Annotated in this window: 14 protein-coding genes and 2 pseudogenes; 14 read left to right on the top strand and 2 right to left on the bottom strand. The window is 70.4% G+C overall.

The genetic code is table 11. The annotated features are described in order from the left end of the window. Positions 1–100: 100 nt before the first annotated feature. A pseudogene (locus ACIP4X_RS21115) lies at positions 101–441 on the top strand (RNA helicase); the annotation flags it as partial. 84 nt (positions 442–525) lie between these two features. Here ACIP4X_RS21115 and ACIP4X_RS21120 read toward each other — a convergent pair. Continuing rightward, positions 526–1,032 (bottom strand): MarR family transcriptional regulator, encoded by a 507-nt coding sequence (locus ACIP4X_RS21120; protein ID WP_391454721.1) that lies wholly within the window; start codon positions 1,030–1,032, stop codon positions 526–528. A gap of 205 nt (positions 1,033–1,237) precedes the next feature. On the opposite strand from ACIP4X_RS21120, the gene ACIP4X_RS21125 reads away from it, so the two are divergent. Continuing rightward, entirely contained in the window at positions 1,238–1,897 is a 660-nt protein-coding gene (locus tag ACIP4X_RS21125; RefSeq protein ID WP_358730451.1) for an isochorismatase family protein, read from the top strand. A 24-nt stretch (positions 1,898–1,921) separates the two neighbouring features. Here the strand turns inward: ACIP4X_RS21125 and ACIP4X_RS21130 are convergent, their stop codons facing one another. Continuing rightward, complete coding sequence (locus ACIP4X_RS21130; protein ID WP_401349938.1) at positions 1,922–2,821, bottom strand: MBL fold metallo-hydrolase; 900 nt, start codon at positions 2,819–2,821, stop codon at positions 1,922–1,924. Between the two features lie 221 nt (positions 2,822–3,042). On the opposite strand from ACIP4X_RS21130, the gene ACIP4X_RS21135 reads away from it, so the two are divergent. From ACIP4X_RS21135 to ACIP4X_RS21190, 12 genes and pseudogenes are all read left to right on the top strand, one after another. Continuing rightward, entirely contained in the window at positions 3,043–3,540 is a 498-nt protein-coding gene (locus ACIP4X_RS21135) for a hypothetical protein (protein ID WP_401349940.1), read from the top strand. Positions 3,541–3,733: 193 nt separating this feature from the next. Then, entirely contained in the window at positions 3,734–4,699 is a 966-nt protein-coding gene (locus tag ACIP4X_RS21140; RefSeq protein WP_401349943.1) for an Ig-like domain-containing protein, read from the top strand. A gap of 16 nt (positions 4,700–4,715) precedes the next feature. Next, positions 4,716–4,823: pseudogene (locus ACIP4X_RS21145) on the top strand (IS5/IS1182 family transposase); the annotation flags it as partial. A 61-nt stretch (positions 4,824–4,884) separates the two neighbouring features. Beyond that, positions 4,885–5,730, top strand: a complete 846-nt coding sequence (locus ACIP4X_RS21150; protein WP_401349946.1) for a hypothetical protein — start codon at positions 4,885–4,887, stop codon at positions 5,728–5,730. Positions 5,731–6,232: 502 nt separating this feature from the next. After that, positions 6,233–6,808 carry a DUF1990 family protein gene (locus ACIP4X_RS21155; protein WP_401349948.1) on the top strand — a complete coding sequence of 192 codons (576 nt, stop codon included), beginning with the start codon at positions 6,233–6,235 and terminating at the stop codon, positions 6,806–6,808. Between the two features lie 239 nt (positions 6,809–7,047). Beyond that, the gene (locus tag ACIP4X_RS21160) at positions 7,048–9,432 is read left to right on the top strand and encodes a SpoIIE family protein phosphatase (RefSeq protein ID WP_401349951.1); all 2,385 of its coding nucleotides are present in this window, start codon (positions 7,048–7,050) and stop codon (positions 9,430–9,432) included. A 142-nt stretch (positions 9,433–9,574) separates the two neighbouring features. Continuing rightward, entirely contained in the window at positions 9,575–10,783 is a 1,209-nt protein-coding gene (locus ACIP4X_RS21165) for a PP2C family protein-serine/threonine phosphatase (RefSeq protein WP_401349954.1), read from the top strand. A gap of 331 nt (positions 10,784–11,114) precedes the next feature. Next, positions 11,115–12,035, top strand: coding sequence for an extracellular solute-binding protein (locus ACIP4X_RS21170; RefSeq protein ID WP_401350114.1), 921 nt, complete (start codon positions 11,115–11,117; stop codon positions 12,033–12,035). A 29-nt stretch (positions 12,036–12,064) separates the two neighbouring features. Further along, a complete protein-coding gene (locus ACIP4X_RS21175) occupies positions 12,065–13,960 on the top strand; it encodes an ATP-binding cassette domain-containing protein (protein WP_401349957.1) in 1,896 nt (631 codons plus the stop codon). A gap of 303 nt (positions 13,961–14,263) precedes the next feature. Next, entirely contained in the window at positions 14,264–15,034 is a 771-nt protein-coding gene (locus ACIP4X_RS21180) for a lysostaphin resistance A-like protein (RefSeq protein ID WP_401349960.1), read from the top strand. A gap of 73 nt (positions 15,035–15,107) precedes the next feature. Further along, the gene (locus ACIP4X_RS21185) at positions 15,108–16,298 is read left to right on the top strand and encodes a histidine kinase (protein WP_391454744.1); all 1,191 of its coding nucleotides are present in this window, start codon (positions 15,108–15,110) and stop codon (positions 16,296–16,298) included. A gap of 3 nt (positions 16,299–16,301) precedes the next feature. Then, positions 16,302–16,994, top strand: coding sequence for a response regulator transcription factor (locus ACIP4X_RS21190; protein ID WP_358730461.1), 693 nt, complete (start codon positions 16,302–16,304; stop codon positions 16,992–16,994). The last annotated feature ends 165 nt before the right edge of the window (positions 16,995–17,159 follow it).

Here is a 17,159-nt window from a genome sequence, read left to right on the forward strand (position 1 = left end):
TGCCGGCAAGGACACCGGGGACCTTTTGTCAGGCTCCCCTCGCCTCCCGTGGGGGATGTCCGGTGAGAGTCCGGCGCTGACCCGCAACGGTGTGCGCGGCGACCCTGTGCACGGCGCGGGCCGTAAGGCCCGGGCCGGTCGCTCCGGCACCGTCGTGACACTCGTCCCTTCGGGACAGCGCCGCGAGACGAGTCAGGTCATGGCGGACGCCGACGTCGCCCCCGAGGTCACCAATGTGCGGTCCGGCGAGACGGAGCTGACCGGATCACCGGCGCCAAGGCCCCCTCCGGAAGGCCTTTCGGCGGCGGGCCGGCCGTACCGGTCCCCAAGAACCACAACGCCCCGTTCCGCGGCCTGGGCAGTACCAAGGACGCGAAGGGCGGTTCCGGCGGCAGGTCGTCCCACAAGAGCAGCGAGGCCCGCAAGCTCACTGCCGGGCGGTGTCATTGTCTACGCTGCCGGACGGATAAGCGGGGGACCGGAGACCGACCCGTCGGTGACGAGGACGTCAGGGCGCAACCAGCCTCACTGGTCGCCAAGTTGCCCTGGCTTCGCCCCGCAGGCTTGGCTGTCGCGGTGGGCCCTGCGGTGGGGATCGGCCACGCGCTGAAGCGCCGTCTTGAAGGCGGCGTACTCCTGCCTGCCCAACGCCTTCGCATGGCGTTCCTCGATCGTGCGCATGATCGCGGTGGCGGCCTCCATCTGCAGCAGGCCGCGTTCGGTGGGGCAGATCAGTTTGGCGCGGCGGTCTGCGGGGTCGGGCCTGCGTTCGACGTAGCCCAGGCGTTCGAGGTCGTCGATGAGGGTGCCGATGACCTGCTTGTGCTGTCCGGAGGCCCGGGCGAGCTCGCTGGCCCGGACGCCGTCGGCCCGCAGGTACGCGAGGACGGCGCCGGTGCGGGGTTGGATGTCGTCGAAGCCCTGCTCGGCGAGCGCGGTGAACAGCTCGCGTTGCACGGCGAAGAGAACCCGGGCGGCGAGCACGCCGAGGTCCGGCTCCGCGCCCCGGTGCTCGGTCAACGACTCTCCCATCTCGGCGATCGTCGGCCCTCCTGCCGTGTGACCAGGGATCTTAGTCGCCGCCCGATGACTCGGCCAATGCGTCCTGCCCCCGGGCGACCCGCCCCGGCCGGTGCTCGCACTCCGGGGGAGCGCGGTATAGCTTCGAAGTAGTCATAAAAATTGACTATCAAGATTAGTGACCAATGGCGCGATGGCTCAACCGAAGGAGCGGAAGATGAGCGAGCGCAGCAAGTTCCTGGAGTCGATCACCCGGGAGAACGCCGCCGTGGTGCTGGTGGACCACCAGGTGGGCCTGCTGTCCGGCGTCCGTGACATCACCGTCGACGAACTCAAGCACAACGTGGTGGCACTGGCCAAGGCGGCGACGGTACTGGGCATCCCGCTGGTCGTGACCACCACCGCGGCCGAGAGCATGTGGGGGCCGACCGTCCCTGAACTGGTCGAGGCACTCCACGCCGGCCAGGAGATCATCGACCGCAGCACGGTCAACGCCTGGCACGATGACCGGGTCCGCGAGGCCATCGAGGCCACCGGGCGCCAGAAGCTGATCTTCGCCGGGGTTTCCCTGGAGGTATGCGCGGCGCTGCCCGCGTACTCCGCCACCGCCGCCGGCTATGACGCCTACGTCGCCGTGGACGCCTCCGGCACCTTCAGTCAGACCAAGCGGGAGGCGGGGCTGCTGCGTATGCAGCAGGCGGGCGTCATCGTCAGCGACTTCGCCACCCTCATGGTCGAGGCATTGGCGGACAACGCGGCCCCCGAGTCCGGCGCCGTCTACGCCGCACTGGACATGCCGTTCGCTGTCCTGGTCGGCCAGATGTCCGCCGCCTACGGCCGTCGGCCGGACAACGCGTCGCGTCAGGTCGGTCCATGACAAGGTGAGTCCCGCGCGGCGCCGTCACCGCCATGCCGCCCACTCCTTCACCGCGAACCGGTCTCCGACACGTCGTACTTCGGCTGCGCCCGGCCCGGGAAAATGCGCGGGGAACAGCAGGGCGCCCCGGTCGGCGGCCTCTCCCAGAACCCGGCGCCGGCTGTCCCGTGCGCGGGACTCGTCCTCGTCGAAGCTGGGGCAGTCGTCCGGCTCCACGATCTGCAGTGGGCTGTGCAGCAGATCCCCGGCGAACACCGCTCGGTCCGTGCCCGACCGCAGCCACACGACGGAGGAGCCCGGCGTATGACCGGGGGCGGGCTCGATACGGAGTTGGGCGTCGATGTCGTAATGGTCGTCCTCCCACAGCACGGTCTGTCCGGCCTGGTGCACGGGGGCGACGCTGTCCTCGAAGACGTTGGCCATCCGGGGACCGGAGCGGGTCCGGTGCCCGTTGGCCGGATTCCAGTACTCGAAGTCGGCGCGCGAGATGACGTATTGGGCGCTGGGGAAGGTCGGCCGCCACTCTCCGTCGTCCGTCAGGTGGGTGTTCCAGCCGACGTGGTCACCGTGGACATGGGTGCAGATCACCGTGTCCACGTCCTGCGGGCGGACGCCTGCTGCGCCCAGTTCTTCGAGGTAGTGGGTCTTCAGGTGGTGGAAGGACGGCATGGCCGGGCGCTCCCGGTCGTTGCCGATGCCGGTGTCGATCAGGATCGTCTGGCCTTCACTGCGGATCAGCCAGGTCTGGATCATCATGCGGACCTCGTCGGCTGCCGGGTCCAGAAAGGTGGGGGCGAGCCAGTTCTCGTGCGCCTGCCAGTGCTCGACGGGAACGTCGGGGAAGACGTAGTCGCGGGGGCGGCCTCTGGAGGCCGTCTCGACCACGCGGGTGATCTTCACGGTTCCGAGCGCGATGGTGTCCATGCCCTCAGCCTGCGCGTCCGATGACGCAGGCGCCATCGATCACGTGAACGCACCTGCTGCTGGTTTTCCGCTACTACCCGTACGTCCCCGGCGACTACCTGCCGACGGGCACCGAGCTGCTGCACATCACCTCCGACCCGGCCGTTGCCGCGTACGTTGTCCACCCAGCCCCAGAAGGCCGGCGTAAGCCCCGCTCCCGCTCCCGCGACAGCACCGCCCGCGTGACCCGGGGCAGCAGTCAACTCGTCATCGCCGCTCTCGTGGCGCCGCTCGCGCTCAACGCGGTGCTGCTGCCCTGGTTCGACCTCATCCTGGCCGAGCACGTACCAGCCGCGCTCGGCCAGGACCCGCTCAGACGACTCCGGTACGGCCTCGCACAGAACGGCGGTCTGCTGCAGGAGGAAAAGGGCGATTCAGGACGCGCGCTGCCCGCCACCGGCAGTTCACTGTCGTTGGCCACCCGCATACCTGGACCGGATGGTTCCCTGACCATGGCACTTGCCGCGGCGGGCGGTGCCCGGCATGCACGGCGATCATCTTCCGGCGGTTCAGTCCGCGCTCGACCAGCCACTCCGGTGCGCCGGCCGAGACTCCTCGCCGCGCCGCCGTACCGCCTTCTCGCGTTACTCCTCCGCGATCCACCGGTCCAACTGCGCCAGACTGGCCCGCGTCTGCTGCTCCGCCACGCGGCGCGCGAAGTGCGCCTGTGCCGTCGGTGAGCGACGGGCGCTTCTGTCCCTGTGCCATCGAAGGTTGAGCGCATGTCATCCACGTTTGAGTGATGTGAATCACTAAAGGTCTGCGTGCCGCACGCAACTGCGGCCTGTTCAGGCGCTGTCTGACAGGGAGTCGGGCCCGTATGGGCCGGGGAGCGAGAGAGCGGGGCAGGTCGTGGGACGGCGTAGGGGCGGCATGGAGATCGCACTGGTCACGGTCGCGATGCTGGTGGGCACGAGTGCCTGCGGCGGGGGCGGCAGCGACAAGGCGAGCGGGGACGACGCAAAGGCGTCGGGCAAGCCGAGTACGAGTGCCTCGCCGTCACCGACGAAGCCCGCGGGCCCGCCGATGCTGCTGGAGACGATCACCCCGCAGACGGGAACCACCGTCGGCGTGGCCATGCCGATCTCGGTGGTCTTCACGGACCCGGTGGCGGCAAAGGTGCGGGCCGCGGTGGAGAAGCACATGAAGGTGAGCGCCTCGCAGCCGGTGGCCGGCGCCTGGCACTGGATGGGTGACAGGCGCGCCGACTGGCGGCCGAAGGTGTACTGGCCCTCCGGTACGAAGGTGAAGATCGATGTTGACATGAAGGGCGTCAGCAACGGCAACGGACGCTATGGCGTGCATGATTACACGCACACCTTCGAGATCGGCGACGATGTGCGCGCGGATGTCTCGGTGACCGGCCACACCATGAAGGTGAGCCGGAACGGCAACGTGGTGCGCACCCTGTCGATCAACGCGGGCAGTGCTCAGTATCCGACGTGGAACGGCACGATGGCCGTCATCGACAAGCAGGAGAAGGTTCACATGACCTCCTGCAGCGTTGGCATCAGCTGCGACAAGGGCAGCCCCAACTACTACGACCTGACGCTGCCCTGGGACGTCCACCTGACCCAGTCCGGCACGTATGTGCACTACTCGACCGGCGACCCCACTCCGGGCAGCGGCAGCGCCCGCGGCTCGCACGGCTGCGTCCATCTGTCCCTGCCGGACGCCAAGTGGTTCTACGGTCAGGTCAAGCAGGGCGACCCGGTCACCATCACCGGCTCGCCCCGTGCCAAGGCCGCGGCCGACAACGGCTACGCGGCCTTCAACGTGACATGGGACCAGTGGCTCGCAGGCAGCGCGTCCGGGGAGCAGACGACCGCGACACTGTGACGCGCCGCAGCGGCGACTGGTCATGGTCCGCCCCGCCGACCCGCACGACGCCGCGGCCGCGAAGCAGGTCCTCTTCCGTCTGCGCCTGATGCACCCGGAGAGCACGATCGTGTGGGCCGCTTCAGTGATCGACAGTGGTATTGAGTACGTCAGAAGGTGCATGCGCGGACGGCTGGGGTGGGAACGTGGAACGGCAGCAGTATGTGGAGCGGTGCTCAGAGCTTTTCGCGGTGGGTGGCTATGCCGCTGTGAGAGCAGCGGCAGAGGCGGGACTCGAGGAGTGCGGGCCGGATCCGGTTCTCTTCCGCTGGCTCGGACAAGCACACGCTGCGGAGGATGAGGACGACCATGACCGTGAGGCTGAGGCCGCGTATCGCAAGGGCCTCGCACTAGCAGCGGACGATCTCGGGCTCCTGGTGTCATTTTGCGAGCTGTGCCTTCGCTCGGACTCCTTCGAATACCCGGAGCGGGCGCGCCGATCGGTGGTCCTGCAAGAACGAATCGAAGAGTTGGCGCCGCCCGGGTCAGCTGAACGCCGGCGCGTCGATGATGCGACTGGCTGGGCCGGACGGGGTTACTGGGACGACCTGAACGCAGGCGCTGCTCGCGGGCAGGCTCATCAGGCAGCCCTCGCGGAGCAGAGCGTGCTGGTCACCGACGCGCTGCGGCGAGCCGCTCGTGGCGAGTCCGGCGAGGACACAGGGGAAGACCTCCGGGACGCCGAACTGGCTGCGGCGGTTGAGCTGCTGCAGGGGGCCCGGAACGCACCGCTGCGTCTGCTTCTCGCACATCGGGTCGCTGCTTATGTGTTGACGTTCGTCGCATCGTTCGGCCTGAACAAGGCACTGGTGTGGAGTGGAGTGCAGGACTTCAGCCTGTGGGGCTGGTTGTTCTGGATCCCCGTACTCGTTGCCGAAGCCAAGCTCCGCCAGGCCAAGAGGCTGGGACAGGAGCGTGTCATCGCGCGCATACAGGCGCGCCACGACGAAATGGACCTGCGGGACAGCCAACCCGAGAGCAAGAGCCAGTGAGTGCTTCATGTGGCGACAGCCGCCGACTGAAGCACTCTCAAAGGTCCTGACAGAAGTTGTTGATCAAGCGGCCGTCGGCTTGTCTGCTCGTTGATCGGGTCGTGGGGAAGCGTGAGTCGCGTCCGTGGAACGTGTCGGACGAACTGTGGTCGGGTGCGCGGAGCGGGCCGAAAACAGACGCCCGGCGCGCCTTGGAACTCCTCGCGCGGCGGCCGCAGGAAGCTGTGCCTGCGGACCAGGCAAGACCGGCATCGTCGTCAGGACGGCCCGTATCGCCGGACCGTGTCGGCGATCGGCCGGCACTGCTTCACAACCTGCTTGACCAAGACCGAGGAGTCCCGTTCTTCGCACGCCCGAAGTGGGTCGGGCCGGGTTGGTGAGGTCGGGGCGCGGTCCGAACGCGCGCAGGCGCCGCGGGGGTGGGAGGCCGGCCAAGCCGCTCGTGCACGGTGCCACCACCGCGTTACGCTCACGGCCCGCCCACCCGCCCCATAGGAGCGTCATGTCCCACAGCCGTACGAGACGCGGGCCGTCAGCCGACGCGCTCACCTACGGCCCGGCCGGGGCGACCCGGCCAGCCGACGAGCCATGGCCGTCGGGGAACACAGGTCCGCGCCCCTATGCCCGTACCGTCGTCATCGGCCGCGGGGAGGCGGACTGGCGGGCCGCGGCGGACGCGGTGCTGCGCTGGGGCGTCAAGCGGCGCAGCGGCTTCACGGTCAGTGGCCGTGACGGTGCAGGGGAGCGGGTCGTCGAGGGGGCGGAGTACCAGGTCACCGCGGCATTCGGTCCATGCGTGGTGCGGGAGCCGGTCCGGGTCGTCGCCGTCGTCGACACCCCGGACCGCAGCGGCTTCGCCTACGGCACCCTGCCCGGTCATCCCGTCAGCGGTGAGGAGGCCTTCATCGTCCACCGGTCCCCCGACGGCACGGTCGCGCTGACGATCCGCTCCCTGACCGGTGCCGCCCCACACGGGTGGTGGCGCCCGGTGTTCCCGGTGCTGCTGATCGCGCAGCGGGTCTTCCGGCGACGTTATCTGCGCGCCCTGCTGCCCGGTCGCGGACCGGACGTGGAGTGACCCGCTGTCCCGCACCCTGAAAATGCCCCCGCGTTGGCGGACATACGCGTTGATCGGCGCCGTCGGGGCGTGGTGGGCTTGTGCTCCGGGCCTGGGGCCAGGCCATGGCGGACCGGCCGGCAGCGCCGGTGATCCGATGGGAACAACCCGTTCCGGGATGCCGGTGGGACGTATCGGCGGGTTGAATGGAAGACAGGCCACCACCGTTCCCGGGGGTGAGGCAGACGAGTGCGAACCCTGTGTCCGATGTCGCCGGTCGGCTGCCGAGCGACGGAGCGGCCATGGTGCTGGACGGCTGCGGCATCGTGCTCGCGTGCACGCCCGCGGTCAAGGAATTGCTCGGCGTGGGAGCCGGGGAGCTGATCGGCAGGACGTTCGCCGACCTGCTCGCCGAGCCCGGCGAGGTGCTGCTCCCACCCGGCGGCCCGGCGACGCTGCGCCACCGCGGCAACCGGGCCGTGAAGGTCCGGCTGGATGTACTGCCGCTGAACGGAGGCTCCGAGGCCCAGTGCCTTGTGCTGGCGGTACCGGTGGCGACGGCCGCGGACCGTGATCGGGACGAGGCGCTGGTGCGTGCGCTGTTCGGGCAGACCGAGATCGGGCTGGTGTTGCATGACGCCGATCTGCGGATCGTGCGGACCAACCGGCCGTCGGACGTCGTCGGCCTGCTCGCCTGCACCGAGGTCGGGCCGGTTGTGCCGGCCCTCGACGATGTGCTGGTGGCGGCGGACGCCGAGGCCGTCGCGGTGCGGCTGCGCCAGGTCGCGGAGACCGGAAAGCCGATGACGGACCAGGTGGTCCGGGCGCGCCGCCGGGAAGCACCCGATCAGGAGCGCTTCGTCTCCCTCTCGGCGCTGCGGCTGGAGGACCGGGAGGGCCGTTGCACGGGGGTCGCGGTCGTGTTCAGCGACATCACCGAGAGGCAGCAGACGGAGCGCGGACTGGCTCTGATCAGCGGGGCGGAGAAGCTGCTGCTGGGTTCGCTGGACATCGTCCGCACCGCCGAGGGGCTGGCCGGAGTACTGGTGCCCGAGTACGCCGATCTGGTCGCGGTGGATCTCGCGGAGGCGGCTCTGGTGGGTGAGGAGCCCGGTGATTTCTCCCTCGGGGCTCCGCTGAGGCGGGTCGCGGTGGCCACCAGGGACGGCGCCTGGCCGGCCGAGCTGCTCCCGGCCGGAGCCTCACCGCGAGTCCGGGACCCGGAGAAGGAACTCGTCTACGGCCGCTCCGCGCTGGCCGTGCCGGACCTGTCGGAACTGCGGATCGCACTCGCGGACGACGCGGAGGGACGCCGCCAGGCGCTGCCCCACGCCGCAGCGTCGCTGCTGATGCTGCCGTTGCGGGCCCGCGGGCTGCTGCTGGGGGCGGCGGTGCTGTGGCGCTGCGGTGACCGGCCCCATTTCGACCAGGACGACGTGGAACTGGGCTCGCAGATCGGCTCCCGGGCCGCGATCAGCCTGGACAACGCGCGGCGATACGCCCGCGAGCACCGTACCGCGGAGGCCCTGCAGCGCAGTCTGCTTCCGCAGGCGGTCGTCCGTGTGTCCGCGGCGGACACGGCCGGCTCCTACGTGCCGGCCGGCACCACGACGGGGATCGGCGGGACCTGGTTCGACGTGATCCCGCTGTCCTCCTGCCGGGTCGCCTTCGTCGTGGGCGACGTGACAGGGCACGGCGTGGAGGCGGCAGCCGCGATGGGACGGCTGCGGACGGCGGTGCAGACCCTCTCCGACATGGACCTGTCGCCCGAGGAACTGCTGACCCGCCTCGACGACCTGGTCGTGCGGCTGTCGGCGGCGGAGGCCGCCTCTCCGGGGTCGAATCGCGGGCAGGGCACCGTCCTGGGCTCCACATGTATGTACGCGGTGTACGACCCGATCGCCGGGGTGTTCGCGATCGCCAGTGCGGGCCACCCGCCGCCGGTGCTGTCCGTCCCCGGGCGGCCGGGGGCCGGCTTCGCGGCGGTCAGGCCGGGGCCGCCGCTCGGGGCGGGAGGTCTGCCCTTCGAACCGGCGGAGTTGACGATGGAGCCGGGTGCGCTGCTCGCCTTCTGCACCGGCAAGCTGCTGGCGCACGGTGAGGACGGCACCGAGAAGCGGCTGCGGCAACTCCGCGAGCTGGTGGACGCGGCCGTGCAGGAGGACCGGACGCCGGCGGAGACCGGAAGTACGGTGCTCCGGCATCTGCTGCCCGAGGCGCCCGACCATGACGTGGCACTGCTGATGGCGCGGCTGCACGTACTACCCGCGGACGCCACCGCCACCTGGGAGCTCCCGGCCGATCCGGAGGCGGTGGGCCGGGCCCGGGAGATGGTCACCGCGCAGCTGAACGCTTGGCAGTTGCCGGACCTGGCGTTCACCACCGAGCTGATCGCCAGTGAGCTGGTGACCAACTCCATCCGGTACGCCGGAGGCCCCGTGGGCCTGAGGTTGATCAGGGACCAGGTGCTGATCTGCGAGGTCTCCGACCCGAGCCAGACCCAGCCGAGGCTGCGCCGGGCCCGGCTGACCGACGAGGGCGGCCGCGGACTGTTCCTGATCGCCCAGCTGTCGCAGCGCTGGGGCAGTCGCTACACCCACCACGGCAAGACCATCTGGACCGAACAGGCGCTGCCCGCCGACTGACGTGCTGGAGCCCGCCGTACAAAACCCGTGACCACGACGGTGTTCGGCCGCGAGCGCCGGATCGACATCCGCGTCGACGGTTGATTGGCAGGTCGTCGTACGTGCATCTGCGGGTCCGTGCGGATGGGTGTAGTCAGGAAGTATGAGCCGGCGGCATCGTTGTGCGCAGTGGCATCACCCACGGCAGGCCGGTGATGCCCTGCTCGCGCTTCCGCTCAGCCTGATCGTGGCCATCGTGCTGGCCGATGTACTGACCCCGTCGCACCATCTGCCGACAGGGCCGTCGCTGCTGATCGTGGCGCCCGCGCTCGCCGCGTCCTTCGCCTCGACCTTCATCACCGGGGCGATCGCCGCTCTCGCGGTGGTGGGCATGCTGGTCATCGGGCTGGAAAATCACATGCTGGGCAAGATGGACTTCGAGTCGCAGATCATCGCCCTCGTGATGGTTTCGGTGCTCGTGACGGTCTTCCGCTTTCTGCGGGAGCGGCATGCCCGTGAGCTGGCGGCGGTGCGAACGGTGTCGGAGGCCACGCAGCGGGTGGTGCTGCGGCCACTGCCGCGGCGGTTCGGCCCGCTGCGGGTGGCATCGATGTATCTGGCGGCGCAGGCACAGTCCCTGATCGGCGGCGACCTGTACGCGGCCATCCGCACGCCCACAGGCACCCGACTGATCATTGGCGATGTGATGGGCAAGGGCCTGACCGCGATCAGTGACGCGGCTCTGCTGCTGGGCGCCTTCCGTGAGGCCGCACACCGCCAGGCCGGTCTGCCCGAGCTCGCGGCCTACCTGGACCACAGCGTGTGCTGGCACCTGGCCGAACCCACCGAGGTCGAGACAGCCGGGGAGTGCTTCATCACCGCCACGGTCCTCGACATCCCCGACGAGCACCCCATGGTGCAGATGGTCACCTGCGGGCACCCCCCACCCCTGCTGTTGCGCAACTGGCAGGCCATCACGCTGCGCGCCACCCACCCAGCGCCGCCGCTGGGCCTGGGCGAGCTGACCCGCCCCGACTACCGTGTCGACACCTTCACCCTGGAGCCCGGGGATGTGCTGCTACTGCACACCGACGGCGTGCTCGAGGCCCGCAGCGCCCGGGGCGCCTTCTACCCACTGGCCGAACGGGCCGCATCGTGGGCACACCACAGACCCTCGGCACTGGTCCGTCACCTGCGTGCCGACCTGCTCGCCCACGTCGGCGGACACCTGAGCGACGACGCCGCTGTGGTCGCCGTTCAACGCACCCTCCGACCGACACCCACCGTGGTGGCTCCCACCCACGACAGCGCCGAGCGGCACGCGACGCCGTTCACGTCCTCCGCACAGCCATCAGCGTGGCCGCGACCATGATGACCGCACAGCGGCATCCATGCGTTCGCGACAAGGTGAACCACATTCTGTATGGCTAAGGTGGTGTTTGGTCGTTATTCGTTCGCGGCCCGGTTCTGGGGTCTTCAGGAGCCCACCTGTCACACGTGGAACATCCAGGGCGCAAGCCATGTGGCGCCGGTGCTGGTGACCACCGGGTGGCAGGAGCGTGCACCAGGCGTGATCCCCGGAGTTCGGGCGCCGCGGCAGCAGGGCGAGGTGCAGCTGCCGCCCGAGCCGACTCGACCCGTGCAGGCTCCGGCTCGTGCGTGCTCTCGCCCCGTGGTAGCGGGAAGGGCGGAGGTGCGTGCAGATGGTGGTGTCGACTCGCCGGGGGATGCGAGTGCAGTCGGTGGGCGCGCTGGCGGCCATTGCGGCCCTGGTTGCCGGAGGCAGCGCGTCCGGCGACCAGACGGGAGCGCGGGCGGCGACCAGTAGCGGGCACGGAGCGGTACAGGTGCTGTACTGCGGGTCGCTGCAAAACTTTATGGAGCATGCTCTCGGTCCGAAGTTCAGTGCCGCGACGGGTTACCAGTACCGCGGGGTCGGTGGCGGCTCCAACGAACTCGCCAACCAGATCAAGGGCAAGGTGCGTCAGGCCGATGTCTTCGTCAGTGCCAGCCCGAAGGTCAACGACTCGTTGAAGGGCGCGGCCAACGGCGACTGGGTGTCCTGGTACGTGACGTTCGGCAGCGCCCCGGTGGTGATCGCGTACAACCCGCACAGCAAGTTCGCCGCCGACCTGAAGACCAGGCCGTGGTACCAGGTGATCACCGAACCGGGCTTCCGGCTGGGCCGGACCGATCCGAGGCTGGATCCCAAGGGGGAACTGTCCGTACAGGCCCTGCAGCAGGCAATGCGCATTTCCAAGGACCCCGGTCTGCTCTCCAAGGTGGAGAAGTCCTCGCAGGTCTTCCCGGAACAGGAACTCGACGGGAGGCTCGAATCGGGACAGCTGGACGCCGCCTTCTTCTACAGCAATGAAGCCCTCGAGCAGCATGTACCCACCGTCTACCTCGGCGCGGTGAAGGTCGCCGCCCACTTCACCACGACGGTGGTCAACCGGGCGCCCGACTCCGCGGGGGCCACGGCCTTCGTGCAGTACTTGCTGAGTGATCAGGGCAGGGCGAGTCTGGCCGCACACGACGTGACCCTCTCTCGACCCAACGTCGTTGGCGACAAGGCTGCGGTCCCCGCGCCACTGCGCACCGAACTGACGAGGACAGCCGGCTGACGACGCCGTCCTGCGGAGGGAGGCGGAGGGTGAGTCCACGACCAAAGCGGCCTCGCGGTCAGGCAAGCCTCCTCGGCACGCCGCTGCCCTGGCTCGCCTCCCTCCTGCTGCTGTATCTGCTGGCCCCGCTGGTGGCCTTCGTCGTGTGGGCGGCCGGGGCTCCGCGCGGCGCGCTGACCGCCCCCGGCGTCGGGGACGCTCTGACCGTCTCGCTGGAGACCGCGACCATCGCCACCGCGATCATCACCGTCCTCGGTGTGCCCCTGGCCTATCTGCTCGCGCAGGCCCGCGGCCGTATCGCCTCTCTGCTGGGGATGGCGGTACAGCTTCCCCTGGCGATGCCGCCGCTGATGAGCGGCATCCTGCTGCTGTACATCGTCGGACCGTACGCCCCGCTCGGGCGCCTCTTCGGCGGTCGGCTGACCGACCACGCGGCCGGGATCGTACTGGCCCAGGTCTTCGTGGCGGCCCCCTTCCTCATCATCGCCGCGCGCTCGGCCTTTGCCGCCCTCGACCAGGACCTGACGGACGTCGCCGCCACCCTCGGCCACGGACGCCTGTCCCGATTCACCCGCGTCGCCCTGCCCGGCGCGGCTCCAGGCATCCAGGCCGGCCTCCTCCTCGCCTGGCTGCGCGCCTTCGGCGAGTTCGGCGCCACCGTCGTCCTGGCCTACCACCCCTACTCGCTGCCGGTCTACACCTACGTCCAGTTCGGCAGCACCGGGCTGAACGCGACCCTGCTACCGGTAGCCGTGAGCCTCGCCGCCGCCGTGGTCATCCTGGCCGTCAGCCACTTCACCGCGTACCTGCGACTGCCCCACCGCCGCCCCACCGTGCTGCCCACACCCCGTGCGCCGTCGTCCCGGACCCCCTCGCGGCTCGCCTTCGACCTGCACGCCCAGTCGGGCAGCTTCCAACTGCGGGTCTCGCACACATCCCGGGGTCGCCACCTGGCAATCCTGGGCCCCTCAGGCGCCGGCAAGACCCTGACCCTGCGCCTGGTGGCCGGCCTCGTCCGTCCCGAGGCCGGATACGTCCGGCTGGACGACGCCGACATCTCGGCGGTGCCGCCCGAGCACCGGGGCATCGGCTACGTCCCACAGGATGCCAGCCTGATCCCTCACCTGACGGTCTGGCGGCAGATCACCTTCGGCTCCGGCACCGATCCCGCTCTGGCCGTCCACTGGCTCCGCCAGCTTCACCTCGACGGGCTCCAGCACCGCCTGCCCCACCAGCTGTCCGGCGGCCAGCGCCGACGTGTCGCCCTCGCCCGCGCCCTCGCCCGCGACCCCCGCCTGCTCCTGCTCGACGAGCCGTTCACCGGCCTCGACACCCTTGTGCGCGACGACCTGCGGTGGGAACTGCGCCGCCTGCAGCAAGGCACCGCACCCACCACCGTGCTCATCACCCACGATCCCGAGGAAGCGGCCCTCCTCGCCGACGAAATACTCATCGTCGCCCACGGCCGGCTCCTGCAGGCCGGAGCGCCGCAAGAGGTCTTCGCCCACCCCGCCACGCCGGAGGCCGCGCGCCTGCTCGGCATCCGCAACCTGCACACCGGACACCTCGTCGACCCTCACACCCTCGACGTCGACGGCACCCGCATCCCGGTCGCCACCACCGACCTTCCCACGGGCACGCCTGTCGCCTGGTGTATCCGGCCCGAGGACGTCCGCCTCACCAACACCGGCGGTCACCGGGCAACCATCCTCGACACCGTCCAACTCGGCGCCATCACCGAGATCCGCGCCGCGCTCGCCAACGGACACGAGATGCGCATCGCCCTCACCGCACAGGATGCTCTCCCGACAACCGGCGGCTGCCGACTCCAGCTGCCCCCCGAGGCCATCACCGTCTGGCCGGCGCCCCCCGAAACCATCCAGCACCCACTCGCCTACCGCACCACCCCAACCCGCACGGGCTGACGGCAGCGGTCTGACTCTTCGGGGTCAGACCCCGGACCGGACCGGACCCCGGCGTCCGGGGCGCCTTGGCGATGTCATCCCCCGTGAGAGCTACCGGTTGTGTCCGCTCGTGGGTGAATCGCGGATGCGGTGGTGTTCCTAGCGTGGTCGGCGGGCCGCAGCCTGTGCGGCCAGGTCCAAGGGGAGGCCATGATGAGCGCGACATCCACCACACGCCACGAGTCGGGGCACGACCGGTTCCCGGGGGGCTCCGGTCCGGGCGGGAGCCGCGTCGGCCGGATCTTTCGCTCTCCGTTCGGCTGGATGCCGATCGGCATCGTCGGGGTCGGAGTGGTCTCGGCTTCGACGGCGACCGGCCCCGGTCCGCTGCCGGTTGTGGGGGCGGCCGTTGCGGTGGGCGTGTACTGGGCGGTGATGCGCTTCGTCGCGCGGCGGCCGGTGCCGGAGATCGCCCGGCGCGGGGCTGTGCGGGAGGCGTTGCTCGGCTGCGGGCTCGGCCTGGGGTTCATCCTCGTGTCCGCCCTCGTGATCACGGCGTTCGGGGGCTACTCGTTCTCCTGGGCCGGAAACGGTTTCTTCTCCGTCGTGGCGTCCGCGGTCACCGTGCAGGCGGGCGCGGCGGTCACCGAGGAGCTGATGTTCCGCGGCCTCGCTCTGCAGGGCCTGGAGCAGAAGTTCGGCAGCCGTGCCGCTGTCGGGATCACCGCGCTGCTCTTCGGTGCCGTGCACATGGCCAATCCCGGGGCCACCGCGTGGAGCGGACTGTCGATCGCCATCGAAGCGGGTGCGATGCTCGGGGCGGCGTTCCTGTGGCGGCGCAGCATCTGGTTCGTCGTGGGTGTGCACTTCGCCTGGAACGCCTCCGAGCAGCTGCTCGGCATCCAGGTCTCGGGCAACACCGCCAAGGGGCTGCTGTCCGTGGACTCCAGTGGTCCGGCCCTGCTGACCGGCGGCGCTTTCGGCCTGGAGGCGTCGGCCGTTACCGTCCTGATCGGTGCGGCGCTGGTGGTCCGGATGTTCGTCCGCGCCCACCGCCGGGGCGGTCTGCTTCCCCGGAGGCGCGCCGCCTCCTGACCCCTGCGCGCGGCACCGCCTACGGCCGGACGGAACGGAGAGGGAAGTGACAGTGCTCGGGTCGTCTCGCAGACTGCCGCTGCCGCAGGGGCTGTTCCGCCGGTGGGCGGAGCGGTGGCGGTCGGTCGAGGACGGTGTTCTCGCGCTGGGTCTCACCCTGCTGGCCTTCGTGCCGACCCTGTCGCAGGTCGGGGCGCAGATCGCAGACCTGTCCGGGCATGTGCCGGGAGCGCTGAGCATCGGGCTGACCCTGGCTCAGACTCTGCCGCTGGCGGTGCGCACCCGGTGGCCCGCGGTCTGCCTCGCGGTCGTCGGTTGCGCGTTCGCGACGCATCAGGCCCTGGGCTGCCCGGCGACGTTCGGGACCGTCGGGCTCTATCCCGCCCTGTACTCGGCCGGGGCCCACCAGGCCTCCTTCCGCCGCGCTCTGCCCGCCGTGGCGAGCGCGGGCTATGCCGTGCTGGCGGTCGTCCTGCACCGCCTCGGCTCACCGCAGACGATCCCGGACTACCTCGCGTTCTATCTGGTCCTGGCCGGGGTCTGGCTGGTCGGGGGCGGCGTGCGCAGGCGTCGGGCGGAGGAGGCCGAGCGCCGGCGGCTGGCAGCCGAGGTGGCCGCGGCCGCCGAGCGCGCGCGTATCGCGCGCGAACTGCACGACGTGGTGACCCACCATGTGACGGCCATGGTGGTCCAGGCCGACGCAGCGCAGTTCCTTCTCATGTCCGCGCCGGAACGCGTCGGTGAGAGTCTGACGGCTGTCAGCGACACCGGTCGCCGGGCGCTGACCGAGCTGCGGTACCTGCTCGGTGTGCTGGAGGCGACCGGTCGGTCGGCGTCCGCGGACCGGGCGCCCGCCCTGGGAAAGGTGAGGGACCTGATCGGGCAGGCCCGCAGGTCGGGTCAGCCCGTCGAGTTCACCGAGCGGGGCGAGCAGCGGCCGCAGGGTGTGGACGTGGAGCTGGCCGCGTACCGCGTGGTGCAGGAAGCGCTCACCAACGCGATGAAGTACGCGGCCGGGCGGCGGACGCGGGTCCTGGTCCTGCACGGCGAGGAGCACATCGAGGTGGAAGTGGTCACCGAAGGGCCCGCCCCCTCCCCGGCTGCCGCACCTGCCGCGCGCAGGCCGGGCCCTGCGGGAGGAAGAGGTCTGGCCGGGCTGCGTGAGCGGGTGCGGATGCTCGATGGTGAACTGATGGCCGGACCCGGGCCCGACGGCGGGTTCAGTGTCCGTGCCGTGATCCCGTCCGAGCCCGTGCAGGAGTGAACCTTGAGCGATGCGCCGCCGCCGATCCGTGTACTCGTCTGCGACGACCAGGCACTGGTGCGCACCGGCTACGTCACCATCTTCTCCGCCCAGCCCGACATGGAGGTCGTCGGGGAGGCCGAGAACGGGCACGCGGCGGTTCAGACCGCGGGACAACTGCGCCCCGACGTGGTCGTGATGGACATCCGGATGCCCCTGCTCGACGGCATCGAGGCGACCCGTCGGCTGGCCGGCCCTGACGCCGTGGCACCACCGAAGGTTCTGGTCGTCACCACCTTCAACGTCGACGCCTACGTCTACGACGCGCTTCGGGCCGGAGCGAGCGGCTTCCTCCTCAAGGACTCGCCTCCGGCGGAGCTGGTCGGCGCAGTCCGGACGGTCGCCCGGGGCGAGGCACTGCTGGCGTCGGCCGTCACCCGCCACCTCATCGGCCACTTCGCCGAACGGCTCCGCCCGGCGGACACCTCCCGGCGGGCCGGGGAGGACGTCGTGAGCCTGCTGACGGCCCGCGAACTGGAGGCACTCCGTCTGATCGCCGAAGGGTTGTCGAACGCGGAGATCGCCGCGGCGATGTTCATCACCCTGGAGACGGTCAAGACCTATGTGTCGCGGATCCTGACCAAACTCGACCTGCGCGACCGCGTCCAGGCTGTCGTCCTCGCCTACCGGACCGGCCTGGTGTCCGACGCACCATGAGCCGGTAAGGCCCTGTCGGCGGCGGCCGAATTTCGGGGGCAGACCTTGATCGGCCGCGCGATCGAAGCCGCGGGAGCGGGCGTCGTCGGCCGGGCGGTACTCCGGATCGAGGCGTGCCGTGCCGACTGTCTTCAGGCCGTAGGTCCCGGGATGCTCAACGGGACC

Source organism: Streptomyces sp. NPDC088817 (genome assembly GCF_044750345.1).
In the GTDB taxonomy this organism is placed as follows: domain Bacteria; phylum Actinomycetota; class Actinomycetes; order Streptomycetales; family Streptomycetaceae; genus Streptomyces.